We start from the raw sequence: 21431 nt of genomic DNA on the forward strand, positions 1-21431 counted from the left end.
AATTTAGTTATTGCTGTTTTTTATGAGTTTCATTGTGGGTCCGCGGATGCTTAGTCGCTTCACCTAGTAGTACATCTTGCACATAGTAACGTGGTCGAGCTCTTACATCAGAATAGATCCGGCCGATATATTCACCCAGTAAACCAAGGCCTACAAATTGTGCCCCGACAAAAATAAATAGCAGTGCAAATAAGGGGAATACTCCATCTACGCCCCATTCCGCGCCATACATAAGTCGCATTAATAACAATACCAAGCCAAATAATCCGCCGAGGGTGGCAATTACCCCGCCCATAATGCTGAGCATTCTTAACGGTGCGGTGGTCATGCTGGTGAGTAAATCAAACATTAAGTTGATTAAGCCCATTACGTTGTACTTCGACTCTCCCTGTTGGCGCTCACTATGCTCTACGTCGATTTCAACGGTGCGTCGAGCAAAACCATTGGCTAAGATGGGAATGAAAGTACTGCGTTCGTGACACTGTAACATCGCATCAACCACATGTCGGCGATAGGCTCGCAGCATGCAGCCGTAGTCGTTCATGGCTACGCCAGTAGAGCGTTTGACTATTCTGTTGATCAGCATCGAGGGGTAACGACGGAGTCGGCTATCTTGACGATTTTTACGTACGGTCCCTACCGCATCGTAACCCTCTTCGGCTTTGGCCACCAAGTTAGGAATTTCTTCGGGAGGGTTTTGTAAGTCGGCATCTAGTGTGACGATTAGATCACCGCGTACATGCTCAAAGCCCGCCATAATTGCGTTATGTTGTCCATAATTACGGTTGAGAATGACGCCCACCACGTGGCTGCCTTCTTCGGCTGCAGCCGCTTCAATTTGTTCGGCGCTGTTGTCTTTGCTGCCGTCATCGATCAGTAGTAATTCATAGTCCTTGCCCATGCTATCGGCTGCGGCACAGGTGCGCTTCATTAGTTCTGGTAGACTTGCTGCTTCGTTATAAACCGGGATCACGATGGATACGAAGTGAATCTCTTGCTTATGTTTCATTAGAAGTTCCAATAAAGTGGGTGATGGCGTTTACCACTCGTTCGACATCGCTCAGTTGCATATCGGGGAATAGGGGTAAGGAGCAGATCCGCTGACTGTTAAACTCGGTATTTTGTAGATCAGGATTTATTTCACCGAAGCGGCTCAGGTAATGGTCTCGATAGTATTTCTGGCTATGGCAGGCTTTGAAGTGAATGCCTGCGCCGATGTTGAGTTGTTTTAATTGGCTAATTAATTGGTCACGGTCAAAGCCACAAAGATGAGGCTCGACTCGGATAATCATCAGATGGCAGCAGTGTTGGTGGTCATATTCGGGGACCTGCAGAGGGCGAATGCCGGGCAGCTTAGCTAACAATTGACGATAATGGGCGACCAGTTTTTGGCGTTGTTGAGTGATCCTTGTTAAACGTTGCATTTGTCCGAGGGCAAGTACAGCGCAGAGATCCGGCATGTTGTATTTGAAGCCGGGTTCGATCACTTCGGCTTGGGGGGCGCGGCCTTGGTTCTCGCGATCAAAGGCGTCAACACCAAGGCCATGAAATTTAAGACGGCGGATCCGTTCTGCCAGCTGCGCATCGTTGGTGGTGAATATCCCACCCTCCGCTGTTGTGACATTTTTAATAGCGTGTAAGGAAAAGATGCAATGTCCTGTTTGACCGATGGGGCGGCCTTTATATTCACAACCGATGGCATGAGCAGCATCTTCAATTAATGGGATTTGGTAACGCTCTGCCAAGGCATAAATGGCATCTAAATCTAAGGGGGCGCCAGCATAATGCACAGGGATGATCAACTTGGTCTTATCGGTGATAAGGGACTCGATCCGCTCTGCGGTGGTCATCAAGGTATCGGCATCTACATCCACAAAGACTGGTTTGGCTCCGACGAGGGTAATCAGGTTCACCGTCGATACCCAAGTCATGGATGGGGTTATTACTTCATCACCGGGGCCGATCCCTAAAGCGACTAAGCTCAGATGAAGACCCGCCGTCGCACTGCTTAAAGCCACCGCGTGTTGGGCACCAGTATGGGCTTTGATTACGTTTTCGAGCTCAGCATTTTTGGGGCCAGTGGTTATCCATCCCGATTTTAATACCTCAATTACGGCATCGATTTCTGGTTGCTCGATCGCGGGGCGACAAAGAGGTAGAAATTTTTGTTCCATCGGTTTCTCTCTAAGCGTTTTAATATTTTTATTTAACAATTACTGTTAAAACGCAGAAAGTCTAACCGCCTAGCCTGCTTAAAGAAAGCGCCAAAGACTTGCTCAGGCTATTGTTTTGTTAAAAACAATAGCCTGAGCAAGTAATTAAAAGAAAGTTTGCAGCTTGATTAGAAGGTCGATCCTGTGCGGCCGTCTGTTTATAGCATTATTGGGTTTTAACACTACAGTGTGACTACATTTTTAAGGTCGTGATAGGGGACGTTTCGAGACTCTTGTAAATAGTCCGCTAAAGCCTGTTGTTGGTCAGCATTAAGCTGTAAACCCTGTTTGGTGCGTCGCCATAAAATATCTTCGGCGGTGAAGGCCCATTCTTCAGCTTGCAGGTAGTCTACTTCAACTTGGTAGAGCTGGCCGCCAAAGTGTAGGCCTAGACCATGATGTTTTACCGCCGCAAGTAATGTTTGAATTTGGCGACCAAATTGGTGACACCAACGTTCGATTAAGGCTGGGTCGAGCTCTGCCGCGAGCGCTTGTTGTTGTGCGATAAATTCTGCGAGCGGTTGTTCTAATTTGCCGCCAGGTAAGGTCGCTTTACTGGTCCAGGGGGCTCCCATCGCTGATAGGCGAGGGGCCAATAAGGCTAAGGCTGCCTCGGCGAGTTTACGATAGGTGGTGAGCTTACCGCCAAATACAGACAATAGTGGCGCACCTTGTTCGGCTTCGCTGAGTTCTAAGGTGTAATCGCGGGTGACCGCAGAGGGGTCGTCGGATTCATCCTGACACAGTGGGCGCACCCCAGAGAAACTATGGATAACATCGTTGCTGGAAATTTGCTGCTGAAAGTGCTGATTTACCACATCGCACAAGTAACTTATTTCTGATGTGGAAATTGCCACTTTGGCGGGATCGCCGTGATATTCAAGATCGGTGGTGCCTATCAGCGAGTAGTCTTGCTGGTAGGGGATTACAAATACGATCCGTTTATCGCTATTTTGTAAGATGTAGGACTGGCTTTGGGCATGAAGTTTGGGCACCACAATATGGCTGCCCTTGACCAAACGAATACGACGTGGCGGCATGAGGTGCATTGCCTGCTCGATGAATTGTTGTACCCAAGGTCCTGCAGCGTTGACCAGACTATCACAGCGAAGTTGTTGGCGTTGATGGGTATTCTGGTTGAGTACTTCAACCAGCCAGTGCTGTGCTTCGCGTTTTGCCGAAATGACTTGGTGGCGAGGTGCGATATAGGCGCCCTGTTGCTTGGCTAACAGGGCATTACTAACCACTAGGCGGGCATCGTCGACCCAGCAATCGGAATACTCGAAGCCCTTGCTGATGTCGCTTTTTAGCACGCTGTCTTGGCCAAAGTACAAGCCCTTACACGCTGCTAAAGTACTGCGTTTAGCAAGGTGATCGTAGAGAAATAAACCCATGCGAATCAATAGCCAAGGGCGAAGATGAGGTCGATGTGGTAGGCGAAAGCGCATCGGCTCAACTAAGTGAGGCGCCATGTTTAATAATACTTCTCGCTCTTTTAATGCTTCGCTTACTAAGCGAAACTCGTAATATTCTAAATAGCGTAGCCCGCCATGAATTAACTTCGAGCTGGCTGAAGAGGTGGCGCTGGCGAGATCATTTTGTTCGAATAAAGCGACTTTGAGGCCACGGCCTGCCGCATCTGCGGCGATACCGACACCATTGATGCCTCCGCCAATCACGATCATCTCATAGTGACTTTCAAGCTCAGTAGTTGGCATGGCTGGCCTCTTGAATATATTTTCGTTTATGTTCGTTAACGAACATAATAGAACACATTCAGTTTAAAAAACAATCAACAAACGACATTTATTGATTAAATTAAGAACAATTTTATAGATGCTACAGCTTGGGCGCTATCGGAGCAGGAGTGGTGAGATGAGACGCTCGCTTTGCGCGATTGAGGTTCTGGGGATGGCGGACTGCTCCAGTTGAATTTCATGGCTGATAGGCTGCGCTTTTATGCGCCGTATTTAAGCCATGCCGAAAAAGTAGGCAGGGCATCAATAGGGTTAAGTTTCAGCAAGTAAATTAATCGGGTCTGGACATAGCACCAACGGTATTTGTGCTCGCTTTAAGATATCTGCGATGGCTTGTGGCACGGCTCTGTCACTGTAGAACTGGTCTACTTGGGCGATATTGCCGATGTTGATCATCGCATTACGACCAAACTTGCTGTGGTCTGCAGCAAGGATCACCTTGCGTGAGCAAGCGATGATGGCCTGAGTGACCCGTGCCTCATGATAATCAAAATCGAGTAAAGAACCGTCTAAATCAATGCCACTGACGGTGATCAATCCATAGTCGAGACGAAACTGATGGATGAAGTCAGTGGTGGCTTCGCCAACAATCCCTCCATCTTTATTGCGCAGGGTGCCGCCCGCCAGAATGACTTGAAAGTCATCTTTAGACATTAATATGTTTGCCACATGAATGTTGTTGGTGATGATGCGTAAGTCGCGGTGTTTAAGCAGAGCCTTCGCAAGGGTTTCCGAGGTGGTGCCGATGTCTAAAAATAGCGATGCGCCGTTGGGGATCTGTTCGGCGAGTTTACGTGCAATACTTTGTTTTTCTGTCGCTTGTTTAATTTTTCGCTTGGCGTAAGAGTCGTTCACGACGCTGCTACTGAGTAAAGAGGCCCCACCATGATGGCGATGGATGAGTTGTTGCTCGGCTAAGTTATTCAGATCACGGCGAATGGTTTGTGGGCTGACGGCCAGCGATTCAACGAATTGCTCGGTCGCTACAAAACCTTGAGTTTTTAATATTTGCAATATTTGCTGGTGGCGTTGGGTTTGTTTCACGACACGTGCTCTCATTTTCTTAGGAACATGCAGTTTAGCTTTTATTTGTGGCTTTGACGGAACTGCAGCGTTATTTGACTTAAAACTTAGCAATAAATGTAGCGAGTAAATTGAACCGTAGTCACGGAAACTTGCCAAATATCAGCTTAATGTTCGATTTCGAGCATAATATACAAATAATTCCTCAATATAGTGGAGTCTTTATGGAACCGGCACGTTATATCGTGGCTCTCGATCAAGGCACAACCAGTTCTCGGGCGATCATTTTTAATCATCAATCTGAAATTGTCGGTAGTGTACAACGCGAATTTACTCAGTATTTCCCGAAACCAGGCTGGGTAGAGCACAATCCAATGGAGATATGGGCTAGCCAAAGTGCGGCTCTTACTGAGGTGATGGCCAAAACTGGCATCACCAGCGAGCATATCGCCGCGATTGGTATTACCAATCAGCGTGAAACGACCATTGTCTGGGACAAACACAGCGGTCAGCCAGTGTATAACGCGATTGTTTGGCAATGTCGCCGAACCACCGAATTGTGCGAACAATTACGAGAGCAAGGCTGGCAAGACTATGTGCAAGAGAATACCGGTTTGGTATTAGACGCTTACTTCTCTGCTTCAAAGTTGAAATGGATCCTCGATAACGTTGTTGGTGCGAGAGCTAAAGCGGAAGCGGGAGATTTATTGTTTGGGACCGTAGATACTTGGTTACTCTGGAAATTAACTGGTGGGCGAGTGCATGCCACCGATCTGACCAATGCGTCCCGTACCATGTTGTTTAATATTCATAGCTTACAGTGGGATGAGACTTTACTGGCGCTGTTTGATATTCCCAGACAAATGTTACCGGAGCTAAAGTCTTGTTCCGAGATCTATGGAAAAACCAATATTGGGGGGAAGGGAGGAACTCGGATCCCAATCGCCGGGATCGCTGGCGATCAACAGGCTGCTTTATTTGGTCAGCAGTGTTTGCACCAAGGAATGGCCAAAAATACTTACGGGACTGGTTGCTTCTTGTTGATGAACACGGGTGATAAACCGGTGAAGTCGAGTCATGGTTTGCTCACCACCATTGCGATGTCCCTGAATGGTCAATTGAGTTATGCCTTGGAAGGCAGTGTCTTTATGGGGGGAGCTACTATTCAGTGGTTACGTGATGAGTTGGGCTTGATCCGCGAAGCCGCCGATACCGAATATTTTGCTGCTAAGGTCGCTGATACAAATGGCGTTTATTTGGTGCCTGCCTTTGTGGGTTTAGGCGCTCCTTATTGGGATCCACATGCTCGTGGCAGTATTGTCGGTTTAACTCGTGGGGCCAATCGTAACCATATAATTCGAGCAGCACTGGAGTCGATCGCCTATCAAAGTCGTGATTTATTAGATGCGATGCAGGCCGATGCCGGGATCCGTTTACAACAACTGCGAGTGGACGGTGGTGCCGTGGCCAATGATTTCTTATTGCAGTTTCAAGCGGATTTGTTGGCTACGGAGGTATTACGCCCCTCATTGATCGAATCAACCGCTTTAGGTGCGGCTTATCTTGCTGGTTTAGCGGTGGGCTATTGGGATGGCACTGAGAGTTTGGCTGAGATTAACTCGACAGAGCGTTGCTTTACGCCGAATATGCAAGCGCAACAGCGTCAGCAGTTGTATCAAGGCTGGCAGCGGGCAGTAGACAGTTGTCGTTCATTTTCTAATCTAGATGCGGAGCAGCCAGCATAGCGCATATTCTCAGGACATGGTGCGGTATGTCCGAACAGTGATTGTAAGTTTGGCTGTTGTTAGGCTTGGGCAAATTGCTCGCGTTCGGCTAACCAGCGGCTAATGAGTGGCGTAACACTAGCACTGTGTTGTTGCAGTAGTTGTTTGGCGAGGCTTTGCGCCTCGTGAATTAGTGCTTGGTCTCTGACTAAGTCGGCAATTTTGAACTCGGCAAGGCCAGTTTGTTTGGTGCCGAGTAGTTCACCGGGGCCTCGTAATTCCATGTCTCGCTGAGCGATCACGAAGCCATCGGTACTGTCGCGTAAAACACTTAAGCGCGCGCTTGAAGTCTTTGAGAGCGGACTGTGGTACATCAATACGCAGTGACTTTCTACCTCACCTCGTCCCACCCGGCCACGAAGTTGATGTAATTGTGCTAAACCCAGTCGTTCTGGGTTTTCAATAATCATCAGACTGGAGTTTGGCACATCGACACCGACTTCAATGACCGTGGTTGCGACGAGTAGATCGAGTTGGTGGTTTTTAAATTGCGCCATCACCCATTGCTTTTCTTGGGCTTTCATTCGTCCATGTACCAGCCCAATACGCAGATCCGGTAATTGTTTTTGTAGGGTTTCGGCGGTGTCTTCGGCAGCTTGACACTGTAATACTTCCGATTCTTCAATTAAGGTACAGACCCAATAGGCTTGACGACCATCTTTGTGGCAGGCTTGGTAGACTCGCTCAATCACCTGTTCCCGCCGAGTATCGGGCAGTGCTACAGTGGTTATGGGAGTCCGCCCCGGCGGTAATTCATCGATGATCGAAAGCTCTAAATCGGCATAGGCAGTCATCGCTAAAGTTCGCGGAATTGGAGTGGCGGTCATAATTAACTGGTGAGGTAGGGTATTGCTGCCTTCGATAGCTGCACCTTTTTCCCGTAGTGCCATCCGTTGATGCACCCCAAAGCGGTGTTGCTCATCAATAATCACCAAAGCCAGTTTGTGGAACTGGACTTGTTCTTGGAAAATCGCATGGGTGCCCACCACCATTTGCGCTTCGCCTGAGGCGATCTCGGCGAGTGCTTGTTGGCGTGCCTTGCCCTTTTGTTTTCCAGCGAGCCAGGCCAGCTTAATACCTAAGGGCTCGAACCAGCCTTGAAAGTTAAGCGCATGTTGCTCTGCCAATATTTCGGTGGGAGCCATGAGAGCCACTTGGTAGCCATTGCCCAAGGCCTGTATGGCTGCCATCGCTGCGACCAGTGTTTTACCACTACCCACATCGCCTTGCACTAGGCGCATCATCGCATGGGCTTGTTGGGTATCTTGCTTTATTTCGGCGGTGACCTTCTGCTGGGCCCGAGTGGGTTTGAAAGGCAGCGCGCTTAGAAATTGTTGTTCGAGTTGGCTCACCAAGGGTAGGGCAATAGCTGCCTGGCGTTGCTGTTGTTGGCGTAGCTTAAGCATGCTGAGCTGGTGAGCGGCCAATTCCTCTATAATTAAGCGTTGCTGGGCCGGATGACGGCCTTCTTCCAATAGACTGAGTTGGCAATCTGGTTCCGGGCGGTGTAATAGCTTTAAGGCTTGGTTAATGTCTAAACCGTGCGGGCGCAGGTGGCTGGGGAGCCAGTCGACTAGCGGATATTGTTCTAGTAAGGCGAAGGCCTGCTCGCTAAGTTTACGTAGATTGAGTTGCTTGAGTCCTTCGGTGGTTGGGTAGACAGGAGTGAGTTTTTCTTCAACTAAGGGGGCGCTAACATCGCTCACAATGCTGTATTCGGGATGAATCATCTCCCAACCGTGCTTGCCGCGTTTCACTTCACCAAAGCAGCGCATCCATAAACCCTGTTGCATGGCTGCTTGCTGGGCGTTATTGAAGTTAAAAAAACGTAAGGTGATACTGCCACTGCCATCATTGATGCGACAGGTGAGCATACGGCGACGTGCATAGATTAATTCGGTTTTAGTGATCTCGCCATGAACTGAAACATGGCTGCCGTGCAACAAGTCGTGAATAGGCCAAATATGGGTGCGATCTTCGTAGCGCAGGGGTAAATGGGTGAGCAAATCACCGACGCTACGAATCTCCAGTCGTAATAACTTTTCGGCGAGTCTATCGCCAACACCTTTCAGGGCCGTTACAGGCAGGCTGCTAAGTTCCACGGGAAACCACTGTAAATATGATCATGTAAGAAGTATATATGAATTTTCTCATGAATATTACTTGCTTGCTCAACTTGCTTGCTGCTCGCTTAAGTATTGTAGTGGTTTAATATTTGCCAAGATCATATTTACCAATAATGGCATATGCTATATATTGGCGGAAAAATTCAACAGGAGTCGATCATGAGTGCGAATAATGACTGTCCCGATTGTGGGAAAGCGCTGGACTGGGATGGGCAATACTATTGCGCAAGTTGTCAGCTGCATTATCAGAAGCTGGCCTATTGCCCAGACTGTGACGCAGCGTTAGAAAAGCTAGCAGCCTGTGGGGCTGCCAGTTATTTCTGTAATTCTAGCTCTTGTAATGAACTTAAGTCGAAATCAAGAGCCAGAGTTGAATTTAAGCCGATCGCCTAAAGCCGATAGCTTGTTTGGTTTAAGTGACTTCAAGGTTCAATTTACAAGTGGCTTGGCGTATCATTCAGGACTACGGCGGTACCGCCATTTTTAATTCCAACTTAGTGAAGGTAGTTCAGTTCTCATGGCCAAATTATCACTGCAAGAGCAAATGCTTAAAGCAGGTTTAGTTGACAAGAAAAAAGCTAAGAAAGTCGGTAAAACCAATAAAAAATCACGCACTTTGGCTAAAGAAGTGAAAGCTGCCGCTGAACAAGTCAAAATAGAACAACAGCAACGGGATGCCGAATTAGCTCAGCAGCAAAATGCTGAAAAAGCAAAAAAAGCGGTTGCCGCACAAATTAAACAGCTGATCGAAATGAATATGATTGATCGGAAGCGCGGAGACGAAGGCTATAACTTTACTCACAACGGGGTGATTAAAAAGATTTTTGTCACCGAAGAGTTGCGCAAGCAACTGAGTAACGGTCGCTTAGCCATTGTGACTTTAGGTGAGGCATACCAAGTGGTACCGACGATCGTGGCTGAAAAGGTTGCCCAGCGTGATGAAAACGTAGTGGTGCTGATCAACGATCCTAGTCAGGATGTGATTGACGAAGATGATCCTTACGCCGATTACCAAGTGCCTGACGACTTGATGTGGTAAGCCAAATATAGCGCCTTGAGGAGCTTTATTTTTATTTGTAACGGATGATATTGCGCTCAGGTAGCGACATTGGACTGGTTTGTGTGGTTAATCAGGGCCGCCTATCAGATGATTCAGCACTGGTATTATTTTGATCTAGCTAAAGTCGAATAGACTTTTGTTGAAATAAACGTTGCTGAAAAAACTTAAGCGGGTAAGTTAAGCTTAGAGTGTGCATTTGTGAATTCTCACCACTTAGGAGTAGTAATGGAAAACAAAAATGTAGAAAACGTAGCGCTGGTTTTGGAGTTTGTTTCTATGAGTCGTCGACGTAACAAATTGAAGCGTGAAATGGCCGATGTGGACAAAAAAATTCGCGATAACCGCAAACGAGTTGAGTTACTCGATAACCTAAGTAACTACATTCAAGCGGGTATGAGTGTCGAAGAAATTAAATTGATTATTGAAAATATGCGTGGCGACTATGAAGATCGCGTGGATGAATATACGATCAAAAATGCTGAATTGTCGACAGAACGTCGTGTATTAGCGCAAAAGCTGAAAGAAACTAAATTCTCATAAGTTCTATTTTGGTGATTGGCTTGATGTGATTGATTGGAAGCTCCCTCGGGAGCTTTTTTGTTATGGTTTGGGGGGCTTATTTCGCATTAGTTTTTATGGTGCGTTTGGGTTTCACCTTGACGGCGATACTAAGCTTTGCTGGCTAAAGCTTCGTACACAGAACAAAGGTCACCCCGTATTCCCTTAAATCTTGCGTTTCTCATCAACCAACGCGCCTAAGGAAACTTGCTACGCCCAAGTCGTCTGCTCCCTAGTACTCCACTTCATCGCTGATTGAGTGCGATACTCCGTGGGCATGATGGTGATTAAAGAGTGAAGTGAAAGCCTTCGCTTGATGAGTTGAATTGGATCAGTGTTAAAATCAGGCCTTATAGGTTGCGCTTTGCATTGCTCTAATTTAGCGGAGTAAAGCTTAATGCTGTCCTTTAGCTTCCTGTCTAGCGAAGATTCATAATTATCGGATATTTCTTCGTAAAATATTTGAATCCTTTGGCTGATAATTTTAAACCAAACGATAATGATTGAATCATTAACAGTGTTTGATTTGACAATCAAAAAAGCCGCTCTAGGAGCGGCTTTGTTTCATCAACACATTATCTGCTTAGATATGAGAAAGGATCTTCTGTACCGTTTCTTTAGCATCCCCAAACAACATGTCGGTGTTCTCTTTAAAGAATAATGGATTTTGTACACCCGCATAACCGGTGGCCATTGAACGTTTAAATACTACCACCTTCTTGGCATCCCATACTTCCAGTACTGGCATACCTGCAATTGGGCTACCAGGCTCCTTCGCAGCAGGATTCACTGTATCGTTGGCACCAATCACTAAAACAACGTCGGTAGCGGCGAAGTCTTCGTTAATTTCATCCATTTCCATCACGATGTCGTAAGGGACTTTGGCTTCGGCTAACAACACATTCATATGGCCCGGTAAACGACCAGCAACGGGGTGGATCGCAAAGCGAACCTTAATGCCTTTCGCTCGTAATTGCTTAGTAATTTCAGCCACCGGATATTGTGCTTGTGCGACGGCCATGCCGTAACCTGGAGCAATAATGACCTCGTTGGCTTCTTTCAGCATTTCGGCGACGTCTTCGGCCTGAACTTCGGTATGCTCGCCTTGGTCTACATCGGCAACCACGGTGCCGCCTTCGGTGCCAAAACCACCTAAGATCACGCTCACAAATGAGCGGTTCATCGCCTTACACATGATGTAAGACAGGATTGCACCAGAGCTACCCACCAAAGCACCGGTGACGATTAATAGGTCGTTGCCGAGCATGAAACCTGCGGCGGCTGCAGCCCAACCAGAGTAGGAATTGAGCATTGAAACCACGACTGGCATATCTGCACCACCAATCGCCGACACTAAGTTATAACCAAATACAAAGGCAATGAGGGTCATGAACACCAGCGCCCACATTGACTCTGAGTCCATGAAGATACTACCTAGGTAGATTGAGACCACAATCATGCCTAAGTTTAACCAGTGTGCGCCTGGTAGCGCTTTAGGGGCACTACTGATCAAACCGCGAAGTTTACCAAAGGCAACCACTGAACCGGTAAAGGTGACCGCGCCAATGAAAATGCCAAGGAAAACTTCAACGTCGTGGATTGATTTGGCGACAGGGTCGATCAGGCCTGTGACAGTGTCAATTAACGAGCTGTGGTCGATAGCGCTGGAAAAGCCAACTAATACCGCAGCCATACCTACGAAGCTGTGCAAGATGGCAACCAGCTCTGGCATTTCGGTCATTTCAACTTTAAGCGCTAAGCGTATACCAATGGCCGCACCAATCGCCATGGCGATGGTGATAATCCAACTTCCACCGGTAACTTGGGTACTGGCGAGGGTCGCGAGTACCGCGATTACCATCCCTACGATGCCAAAGATGTTGCCGCGTTGAGCGGTTTCTTGCTTACTGAGGCCTGCCAAGCTGAAAATAAATAATAAGGCAGCGACTAAATAAGCGGCTGATACAATACCTTGAGACATGTGACTATTTCTCCTTAGACGTCTTTACGGAACATTTTCAGCATCCGCTGAGTCACAGTAAAACCACCAGCAATATTGATGCTGGCAATCAGTATGGCAATGCCTGAAAGTAGTAAAACTACCCATGAGGTATCGGCTTTCATTTGCACCAAGGCTCCCACAATAATAATACCGCTAATGGCGTTGGTGACACTCATTAGAGGCGTATGTAGTGCATGGCTTACATTCCATACCACGTAGTAACCCACCACACAGGCCAGCATAAACACCGTGAAATGTTGTAGGAAGTCACTTGGAGCAGCATCGGCTATCCAAGCAAACGCCGCCGCTCCGGCAGCTGCAATCAATGGCTTAAGCCATGGCTTGTTGGGTTTCTCTTCAACTGCTTCGACTACGGGAGTCGGTTCGGCAGCTTTCGGTTGAGCGCTGACTTGAATGGCTGGCGGTGGGAAGGTAATCTCACCGTCTTTCACTGAAGTCACACCACGTAGTACTTCGTCTTCGAAGTTGATGTTAATTTCGCCGTTTTTCTCTGGGCTTAATAGCTTGAGTAAGTTGACTAAGTTGGTGCCGTATAGCTGGCTAGCTTGTGCCGGTAGGCGACGCGAAATATCGGTTAGGCCAATGATCGTCACATCGTGTTTTACTGCAATTTCACCGGGTTCGGTTAATTCACAGTTCCCGCCAGTCGCAGCCGCTAAGTCGACAATTACACTGCCGGGCTTCATTAACTCAACCATGTCGGCCAAAATAAGTTTTGGTGCAGGGCGTCCGGGGATTAAAGCCGTGGTAATGATGATATCTACGTCTTTGGCCTGTTCACGGAATAGGGCCATTTCGGCTTCGATGAAGGCGGCGCTCATTTCTTTAGCGTAACCGTCACCACTGCCAGTGTCTTCTTCTTCGTATTCAAGTTCGAGGAATTCGGCGCCCATCGAATTGATCTGCTCTTTCACCTCAGGACGGGTGTCGAAGGCACGTACAATCGCTCCTAGACTACCTGCTGTGCCGATGGCGGCCAAGCCCGCGACGCCAGCACCAATAATTAATACCTTTGCAGGGGGAACCTTACCTGCGGCGGTGATTTGACCGGTAAAAAAACGACCAAAATGGTTGGCCGCTTCGATGACTGCGCGATAACCATCAACGTTGGCCAACGAGCTACGAGCATCAAGAGATTGAGCGCGAGATATCCGTGGCACCATGTCCATCGCCAGCAGGTTTACTTTTGCGGCTTTAAATTTCTCAAGTAACTCTGGATTTTGGGCTGGCCAAGCAAAGCTCGCTAAGGTTGCGCCTTCCTTTAATAGGGCAATTTCATCGGTGCTGTTATCACTGCCATCAAGCGGAGCGTTCACCTTAAACACCAAGTCAGCTTGAAAAGCTTGCTCTGTGCTTACAATTTCTGCGCCTGCTTCTATATAGGCCTCGTCATTAAAGCTGGCTGCTGTTCCAGCGCCGCTTTCCACTGCCACAGAAAAGCCAAGTTTTAATAGCTGTTCCACGGTTTTTGGGGTGGCGGCTACCCGGCTCTCCTGGTCGAAGATCTCCTTAGGTATTCCGATTTGCATAGTGTGTTCCTGCTAATGGTTGTTTTGTAGAGTTGCGATTTAACAACATCTTTTTACTTATTGAATAAATGTTAGCGATTGCCAAATGGTGAATTTTATCCATTTGGTCTGATATGAAAGAAAACTACGGGCCAACAGTCAAGTAACTTCGCACAAAACTTGAAGTTAGTGCCAATGGTAGACGCTCTTTTGTAACAAACAAGGTCTTGAGTGTTATCTGGAGGTTGCATTAGGTTGCGAAAATGTAATGCGAGCAGCGTACTGGCATGAAAATAGCACTAATCAGTAGCGTCAACTATTCTTAAGTATAGGTATTAGCCTCTTGGTGATGAGTCGTTGGTTAAGCATTGCATAAGAATAGTCAGTTGTTGAATGTTTAATTCACGGGGGAGAGCTGGTTATGGGTATTATATTATCGATATTAATAGCGGCATTATTGTGGGCGAGTAACTTACAGGCTCAATCTAAAGTTGGGTTTGATTTTAGTCTCGAAAATCAATTGAAACAGCCGCCATCTACTGGTGATTTATTTAGCAATATTAACTGGTTACAAGAGCAACAAAGGGTCGCATTTCGAACTAATAAAGTCTTGGAACCGAGTCAGGATTATCAACAAAAAGCCTTATTACAGTACCAACAAGTGCCGCAATGGCGCTCTAGTTGGCGTGGAGGCGTGCGCTGGCAAGCTCAGCAAAATTTGCTCTTTAAAGTGAAAGGGAACCGTATATCGGGTCACTTAAGCTTGCCAACTCGAATGCTATGTGCAATTTGCAAAACGCATTTAGAGACGACAGTTTGGAAAGATGGTTATGTCCAACTACAGTTGAAATCTTATTTCGAATAAGCTTTCTACCGCATTCCCAAGTCGATATAATAGCAACAAAAAATAAGGGGGATCCTGTGGGCTATTTGCTGTTGGCCTTATTGCTAGTTGTTGTACTTCCTTTGGTGAGTTTTTTACTGGGTTATATCGAAATATATATCAATTATGGTGCCTCCGTGTCAGCGGTTATTTTGGCGCTATGGTTACTGATGGATATTACTCGTATGAAAAAGCGTTAGCCCTTTTGGTTAGGGGCTTACAGCAGAACTTTGTTAAAGTCTGATTTGTTAGTAACGATTTTTGTGAATATCTATTCACACCTTATCTGCTTATTGTATTCTCACAGTAAGTGATTGATTCAATTGTTCTTATTTTTATCATCATGATTTAATTTCCGCAGTGTTTGCTGTTGTTGTGCTTGGCACTGCCGGAGTGGGCGTTTCTGGTCGATTTACACTTCACTTAGCATTTGTAAGGTTTTGTTTTTATTGGGTATTTTTTTATTGCTGGTTTTGGGCAAATTGAAGCCTATTAAATTAGCACTTCACATTTTGGAAAAAAACCTATAGATTAGTCCCCGCAAGACTGAGCTAGATCAAGAAATCATAAGCAAAGGAAGCGCTTTTCATTTTATTTCTTGTGTAATTTTTATTCACTAGCTAGCCTTACTTTCGCAAGTGGCAATAACGAAGAATGAACCGAAAATTTGTCTTTTTACACTTGTAATAACTTTAGGAGGTATATCCATCATGGAACAAGAACAGCAACCAACGATGCGTTGTTTTGCCACGGGCAAGGGCTTTTTTGTCCGCCTGCCCATCACTGAAGAAATGGAAGCAAAAGAATGCGACTCAGATGTTGAAGCGGCCGAGTAAACTACTTTGGTAGTTGCCTTTTAACTCGTGACTTAATATAACGCTATTCACATCAAAAACCGCTAGGCTAATCCCTAGCGGTTTTTTTTATCTCTTGTTTGCAAGCGAACGCCTCTCTGGATCATTGGCATAAACCGTACCGATTACTCTCTCTTGGTTACCCTGTCTCTGCGCAACTTGCGGCATATCAAATCTGACTATTTTGCAAGATCTATGGCCTATCTAAAATTAGCGTAATGGACTAGATTTAAACTATGGATCGGTTCTGTTAATCGTGTGACTAAGGAGGTTGACATGAAACTCGTTCCTAGAGACCGCTGGTTTGATTCTGACCATTTTTGGAATGAGCTTGTCGGGTCTGATTTTTTTAATAGTCGAGATGGGTTTTTTGAACCGCGTGTCGATATCATCGACAAAGATGATAGTTATTTGTTTGTGGCTGAGTTACCCGGCGTCGCGAAAGACGACATTGATGTTGACTTAGAGGGTGGTGTGTTGACTATCCAAGCGAAGATAGCTGAACAGCATCAATCTGATGTCGATAACGTATTGCGTAAGGAACGTCGCTCCGGTTTTTTTAGTCGCAGTATCAATGTCGGGAAGTCTATTCAGGCAGATCAAATAAGCGCCGAGTTAGTCAATGGTTTATTGATGCTCAGAGCACCCAAAGTCCAATTAGAGGAGGCAGAAAAACATAAAATCAAGATCCGTTAGTCTAGCCTTGGCGTTTAATCGCTAACCAATAGGTGTTTACCCAACGCCCAAATTAAACCAAGTCTCGTGCTTGGTTTAATTATATAGGCCTAGGCTTATTACACGGAGGCTTTTGTTGGCAGTACTTTTTAGTCTCGCTCAAATATACGTCAGCTTGAATGACTTCTTCGCCTTAAGTATTTGCCATAAAGTGAGATCGTTGCTTTGATAGCCGTGACCTATCACTGTAAAAGTAAGATACAATTTTTATTTATGTTTGAGCCGTTATAGTATGATCGCATCTTATTCTCATGGAGTTTAACAATGTTTGCTGTAATTTTTGGTCGTCCAGGTTGCCCTTTTTGTGTTCGAGCTAAACAGATTGCTGAACAACTTAGTGAAAAACATGAAGATTATAAATTTCGTTATATCGATATTCATGCCGAAGGGATTTCTAAAGCAGACTTAGAAAAAACGGTTGGTAAACCTGTAGAAACCGTGCCGCAGATCTTTGTTGATGAAAAGCATGTTGGTGGTTGTAATGAATATGAGGCTTTCATGCGCGAACAGTTTGAGTTTTAAAGCTAAGTTGATAATAGATGAAGCCAGAGGCCACTCTGGCTGTTAGCCATAAGCCTCTTATGGACACACGGTGCAGATCATTTTGAACGGTATTAAATAACAGTCGGCTTCGTTAATCATGGCTTAAGGGCCTGTTTGCCCCTTCTTATTCGCTTGTTCTCGCTCAAATTCTATAATTTTTTACTTGTTCAGCATCAATTGTTTTATTTTTGGCTAAGCTCAAACAGAGAGGTACATTGCGAAAAAGGAGCCGATGATGGACGCCAGTTATTTGCTTAACTTAGATGCGAGTATTTTGTTGGGCATCGTGAATGAAAAATTACGTTTGGAATGTCATAGTTTAGAAGACCTTACCTTAACCTTGGGTTGTGAGGAGCGCTCTTTGTCGCGCCGCTTAGAAAGTATTGGTTATCACTATGATGCGATCAGTAATCAATTTAAGGCGATTTAATTCGTCCCATTGAGTGGTTTGGACCATAGCCTATTGAGTCGTTTACCGTGACGACTCGAAGGCCCTGCTGCGCTGAATCGTTGTTTTCTCTTCTTGGAACTAAAGTTCGATAGCGAGTGATGTGGAGATTGAAACTGCAGAGAATCAAATCTGATTTTCTGCTTTAATTTTATAGCCGCAGTGTTTGTTATTCGCTTCAAAATTAGGCATTCACGATGGTTTTCCGTTGACTGGCGTTATCCACCTAGTCATTTTTAAACCTGGGTTTCCAGTAAAGTTTATTATTATCAATGGCTTACATCTATCCATGAATGGTTCCTATGTCATAAATCTTTAATTTTTCAGTCACCTGCCTGTCATCCGTCAACCCTAATATTTGCTCAACTTTTAGTTGATGTAGTTCACATTTTTTAGGGAATAAAATGAAAAAGCTAACTCTTATTGCACTTGCGGTTGCTGCCGCTGCTGGTTCTGCTAACGCTGCTAAAGTATACGAAGATGATACGCATGCGGTCGATATTTATGGTCGTGTATATGCGGGTTACATCTCGGGTAGCGAAAATTCAGATATCGGCCAAGATGGTGAAAATGATTCCTATGTTCGCTTCGGGGCGAAATTAAAATCGGCCATGACCAGCAATTTGAATGCCATTGCTCGTTACGAATTACAGCATGACATTACCGATGGCGATGCCACCGATGATAAAAATGGCAATATTAAAACACGCCTAGCTTACGTGGGCTTGGGGGGTGACTTTGGTAAAGTCACATACGGTCGTCAAAAAGATGCTTTAGACCCTATCTCTGGTGATATCACCGATGTTTCTTTTACGAACCAATATGGTTACGTAAACAATGGTGGTAAGCGTTTAAGTAATGTCCTGAAGTACCAAGGTAACTTCGCAAATATTAATATTACTGCTGATTACCAGCTTAAAAATAATGACTCTCAATCTGATGCCAACGGCATCAAGGCTGATTCATCTTATGGCGCATCATTAGTTTACAACTCTGATTTTGGCCTAAATGTTGGCGCTGGTTATCGTGCGCAAAACAACAGTGCTGATGGTGTGAAAGATGGTTCTTTATGGATTATTGGTGCCGATTATTCAATTGCTAATGCTTATATGATGGCGGCCTACAGCGAACGTGAAGCTTATCGTGGTAAAGATGATAAATTTAAAGCAACAGAAGCCGCATTGGGTTACAAATTTACCAAGGCATTACGCGCCCAAGTGGTTTATCAAAACGATAAGAATGATACCAAGAATAAAGATGCAAAAGATCGGGTGATGCTTGAAGGTCGTTACGACTTAACCAAGCAAGCACGTGTTGTTGCTGCTTACGCGCTTGATCAAATCGACGGTGCAGATGATGAGTTTACTTTAGCGGTACGTTACGACTTCTAAAGGTTTGTTCTTGCTCGATTAGCAATATAATAAACGACCTTTTCCTGTTTACTTCTCAAGGCTCCTCTTAAGGAGCCTTTTTTTGTTTTTTAGCGATAGCACACAAGTAAAATAATGTTGAATTAGTGAAGGGATCGGGTAAGGTAAATTTGTCATTAATTAGTATATTGGGAAATGGGATTGCTTAGTTCAGTCGGTTTATGGATAAAGGCTTGGCTGTTGCTTGACGATAGTGAGCAAGTCCATCCAGTGATTGAAAATTGGAAAATTAGCGCACTTCGGATCATTTTGCTCGCTTGTCTGATTCTTACTGCTGCGATTGTCGTTGATAGTTCTCGTGTGGCTTATGCCCTTGGTTACTATCATATTTTTGTCATTACTCTATTTTTCTATACCTTGCTTATCCTGCAGTTAATATGTAGTTGGCGTTATTATCATCAAGTTTCGTGGCTGTTATTACTGACTATTGGCCTTTCTGGAATATGTATTCATCTATTTATTTCTGATCCCCATTTGGTGTTATTCGGTTCTATCGTGGTTTATTCGTTACCGATGGTGGCCTTGGTTTTATTGGGGATGCGAGCAGCGATAGCTTGTATGCTATTTAATCTATTTCCCTTATATATTTCTGCCGAAGGGATTACGTTTTACCAATGGCTTCCTTTTGATATTGTTTTAGAAAATACCAATTGGTATTTAAATAGCTTGATTTTTTTGGTGTTTAACATCTGTTTACCTTTAGCGGCTGCCCGAACCATTGCCGCCGCAGCTAAGCTTGGCAAGCAACAGAGATTTAAAAATGAAGCTTTATCGATGCATCATGATCTATACCGCTCCTTGTTTGCCGATGCCGCAAATGCGCATATTATGTTGGATCGACATTGTTGCTTGGTCGACTTCAACCAGGTGGCCAGTCGTTTATTTAAGCTGAACAGCGAGCAGATAAAGAAAAGTGAAACCATTAGCCGCTTGTTACCCCAGCTCAATATGGCAAATAAACGAGGCATTATTCATCTTAGTCAAGCAGGGTTTGATATCACGTTACGTTATAGCGTGAAAAGTATGTCGCGTAAGTATTATAGTTTGGTGAGTTTTGAAGATGTATCGAGCCAAATTGCCCTCACTAAACAGTTAGAGTCGGAACAAAAAAATAGCGAGCAGATGAAGTCTTTGGATGCCTATTCTGGCTTACCCAATAGTATGTGGTTTCGGCAGCATATCGAGCGATTAATTGAACGTTACACCACCGGCTTGTCGATCGTGGTGGTTGAGTTGGCCAATAGCCAATATATTAAGCAAAAATGTGGCTCAACAGGTGTATCTTTAGCCTTGCAGACCTTAGCTAAAACTATACGTCAATTACCTATTGCCCCCATGGCTGTGGCGCGGGTGGGCGAATTTAGTTTGGGTTTTATTTGCATTGGCGATAGTCAGCAGCAAATTGTAAACAAGATGAATCTACATCACCAAAGTTTGTGTGCCAGTTTTATGTTCGAGGACAAGCCAATTAAGTTTGAGGTGAAGTGTGGTATTGCTCTGATGCCACAACATGGGCAAACACCGAACGAGCTGATTAGCGCGGCCATTTACGCTTCATCCAACGCGTTTCCTAAACATGCTTGTGTGTTTAACCCTCAGGAAATGAATTTGTTTTTTGCGCGTCAGGAAATCGCTGATGTATTGGCGGATATGCTACAGAGTGAGCAACAGCAGCTGTACTTAGTCTATCAAGCGAAAGTTAATCAACGCGGCGAGCTGATTGGTTTGGAAGCCTTGTTACGTTGGACTTCACCGCAATTAGGCCCGGTATCGCCAGCGGTGTTTATTCCGATTGCTGAAGAGCGCGGTTTGGTGGTCGCTGTTACTCGTTGGGTCATCGAACGAAGCTGCAAACAGATCCGGGAATGGCTGGATAAGGGCTTAACGCCAGTATCGGTGGCAATCAATCTTTCGGCGGTAGATTTAGAACAAGCTGATTTTGTAACTTTTTTATTGAACCGTTTGACTAAGTATAAGATCCATCCGCGCTTTATTGAACTCGAATTAACGGAGTCAGCCTTAGGTATGAGTACCAAGCGAGCCAGCGAAGTGGTTGAGGTGCTATATAACTGGGGATTCACCATTACTATTGATGATTTTGGTAGCGGCTATTCTAATCTGTCACGCTTGGTTCTTTTTCCTGTGACTCGCTTGAAAATTGACCGACAGTTTGTCGTTAATATTCATCAAAATAGCAAACACGCACAAATGGTCAAAACTATTATTGCCATGTGTGACAGCCTCGATATTGAGGTATTAGCGGAAGGGATTGAGCTAAGAGCGCAACTCGACCAATTGCTGCATTTAGGTTGTCAGCAGTTTCAAGGTTTTGGCTTTGCTAAGCCTTGTTTGCCAGAGCATGTTGAAAAATGGTTAGCCTCGCCAGCCACGGAGTTGAAGTTTAATCCGGTCGAGCTGCTTGTGCAGCAGCCAATAATAGGCGAGAAAGTCTAACCTTAGGATTTGTTGTGCTTCTGTGGTTCATT

Annotated in this window: 19 protein-coding genes; 12 read left to right on the top strand and 7 right to left on the bottom strand. The window is 45.3% G+C overall.

Going from position 1 to position 21431, the window contains the following annotated elements; all coding sequences use genetic code 11:
• Positions 1 to 7: 7 nt before the first annotated feature.
• The 4 genes from arnC to ACRRSW_RS01370 form a co-directional block, all read right to left on the bottom strand.
• Positions 8 to 1009, bottom strand: a complete 1002-nt coding sequence (arnC, locus tag ACRRSW_RS01355; protein ID WP_432454991.1) for an undecaprenyl-phosphate 4-deoxy-4-formamido-L-arabinose transferase — start codon at positions 1007 to 1009, stop codon at positions 8 to 10.
• Complete coding sequence (gene arnB / locus ACRRSW_RS01360; RefSeq protein ID WP_432454990.1) at positions 999 to 2174, bottom strand: UDP-4-amino-4-deoxy-L-arabinose aminotransferase; 1176 nt, start codon at positions 2172 to 2174, stop codon at positions 999 to 1001. Before arnB ends, arnC begins: the two co-directional genes overlap by 11 nt.
• Positions 2175 to 2395: 221 nt before the next feature.
• Positions 2396 to 3931: a glycerol-3-phosphate dehydrogenase gene (gene glpD / locus ACRRSW_RS01365; protein WP_432460675.1), complete on the bottom strand. Its 1536-nt coding sequence runs from the start codon at positions 3929 to 3931 to the stop codon at positions 2396 to 2398.
• Between the two features lie 291 nt (positions 3932 to 4222).
• The gene (locus tag ACRRSW_RS01370; RefSeq protein WP_432454988.1) at positions 4223 to 5014 is read right to left on the bottom strand and encodes a DeoR/GlpR family transcriptional regulator; all 792 of its coding nucleotides are present in this window, start codon (positions 5012 to 5014) and stop codon (positions 4223 to 4225) included.
• Between the two features lie 203 nt (positions 5015 to 5217).
• Here ACRRSW_RS01370 and glpK point away from each other — a divergent pair, with 203 nt between their 5' ends.
• On the top strand, positions 5218 to 6738 hold the full coding sequence (gene glpK, locus ACRRSW_RS01375; protein WP_432454987.1) for a glycerol kinase GlpK: 1521 nt from the start codon (positions 5218 to 5220) through the stop codon (positions 6736 to 6738).
• 59 nt (positions 6739 to 6797) lie between these two features.
• Here the strand turns inward: glpK and recG are convergent, their stop codons facing one another.
• Positions 6798 to 8879, bottom strand: coding sequence for an ATP-dependent DNA helicase RecG (gene recG / locus ACRRSW_RS01380; RefSeq protein ID WP_432454986.1), 2082 nt, complete (start codon positions 8877 to 8879; stop codon positions 6798 to 6800).
• A gap of 183 nt (positions 8880 to 9062) precedes the next feature.
• Between recG and ACRRSW_RS01385 the strand changes: the two genes are divergently transcribed.
• The 3 genes from ACRRSW_RS01385 (at position 9063) to ACRRSW_RS01395 (ending at position 10503) form a co-directional block, all read left to right on the top strand.
• On the top strand, positions 9063 to 9296 hold the full coding sequence (locus tag ACRRSW_RS01385) for a zinc ribbon domain-containing protein (RefSeq protein WP_432454985.1): 234 nt from the start codon (positions 9063 to 9065) through the stop codon (positions 9294 to 9296).
• Between the two features lie 124 nt (positions 9297 to 9420).
• Complete coding sequence (locus tag ACRRSW_RS01390; protein ID WP_432454984.1) at positions 9421 to 9942, top strand: DUF2058 domain-containing protein; 522 nt, start codon at positions 9421 to 9423, stop codon at positions 9940 to 9942.
• Positions 9943 to 10188: 246 nt separating this feature from the next.
• Positions 10189 to 10503 carry a DUF496 family protein gene (locus ACRRSW_RS01395; RefSeq protein WP_432454983.1) on the top strand — a complete coding sequence of 105 codons (315 nt, stop codon included), beginning with the start codon at positions 10189 to 10191 and terminating at the stop codon, positions 10501 to 10503.
• A gap of 601 nt (positions 10504 to 11104) precedes the next feature.
• Here ACRRSW_RS01395 and pntB read toward each other — a convergent pair.
• Positions 11105 to 12502 (bottom strand): Re/Si-specific NAD(P)(+) transhydrogenase subunit beta, encoded by a 1398-nt coding sequence (gene pntB / locus ACRRSW_RS01400; RefSeq protein WP_432460676.1) that lies wholly within the window; start codon positions 12500 to 12502, stop codon positions 11105 to 11107.
• 14 nt (positions 12503 to 12516) lie between these two features.
• Positions 12517 to 14073, bottom strand: a complete 1557-nt coding sequence (locus ACRRSW_RS01405; protein WP_432454981.1) for a Re/Si-specific NAD(P)(+) transhydrogenase subunit alpha — start codon at positions 14071 to 14073, stop codon at positions 12517 to 12519.
• Positions 14074 to 14473: 400 nt separating this feature from the next.
• On the opposite strand from ACRRSW_RS01405, the gene ACRRSW_RS01410 reads away from it, so the two are divergent.
• From ACRRSW_RS01410 to ACRRSW_RS01445, 8 genes are all read left to right on the top strand, one after another.
• A complete protein-coding gene (locus ACRRSW_RS01410; RefSeq protein WP_432454980.1) occupies positions 14474 to 14917 on the top strand; it encodes a hypothetical protein in 444 nt (147 codons plus the stop codon).
• Between the two features lie 56 nt (positions 14918 to 14973).
• Positions 14974 to 15135, top strand: a complete 162-nt coding sequence (locus ACRRSW_RS01415; RefSeq protein ID WP_432454979.1) for a hypothetical protein — start codon at positions 14974 to 14976, stop codon at positions 15133 to 15135.
• A gap of 510 nt (positions 15136 to 15645) precedes the next feature.
• Positions 15646 to 15771 carry a hypothetical protein gene (locus tag ACRRSW_RS01420; RefSeq protein ID WP_432454978.1) on the top strand — a complete coding sequence of 42 codons (126 nt, stop codon included), beginning with the start codon at positions 15646 to 15648 and terminating at the stop codon, positions 15769 to 15771.
• 294 nt (positions 15772 to 16065) lie between these two features.
• On the top strand, positions 16066 to 16485 hold the full coding sequence (locus tag ACRRSW_RS01425; RefSeq protein ID WP_432454977.1) for an Hsp20/alpha crystallin family protein: 420 nt from the start codon (positions 16066 to 16068) through the stop codon (positions 16483 to 16485).
• A gap of 303 nt (positions 16486 to 16788) precedes the next feature.
• Positions 16789 to 17046 (top strand): GrxA family glutaredoxin, encoded by a 258-nt coding sequence (locus ACRRSW_RS01430; RefSeq protein WP_432454976.1) that lies wholly within the window; start codon positions 16789 to 16791, stop codon positions 17044 to 17046.
• A gap of 253 nt (positions 17047 to 17299) precedes the next feature.
• The gene (locus ACRRSW_RS01435) at positions 17300 to 17497 is read left to right on the top strand and encodes a DUF4250 domain-containing protein (protein WP_432454975.1); all 198 of its coding nucleotides are present in this window, start codon (positions 17300 to 17302) and stop codon (positions 17495 to 17497) included.
• A 422-nt stretch (positions 17498 to 17919) separates the two neighbouring features.
• Entirely contained in the window at positions 17920 to 18906 is a 987-nt protein-coding gene (locus ACRRSW_RS01440; RefSeq protein ID WP_432454974.1) for a porin, read from the top strand.
• A gap of 180 nt (positions 18907 to 19086) precedes the next feature.
• A complete protein-coding gene (locus ACRRSW_RS01445; protein WP_432454973.1) occupies positions 19087 to 21399 on the top strand; it encodes a putative bifunctional diguanylate cyclase/phosphodiesterase in 2313 nt (770 codons plus the stop codon).
• Positions 21400 to 21431 lie beyond the last annotated feature (32 nt).

This window comes from Agarivorans sp. QJM3NY_25, assembly GCF_050870875.2.
In the GTDB taxonomy this organism is placed as follows: domain Bacteria; phylum Pseudomonadota; class Gammaproteobacteria; order Enterobacterales; family Celerinatantimonadaceae; genus Agarivorans.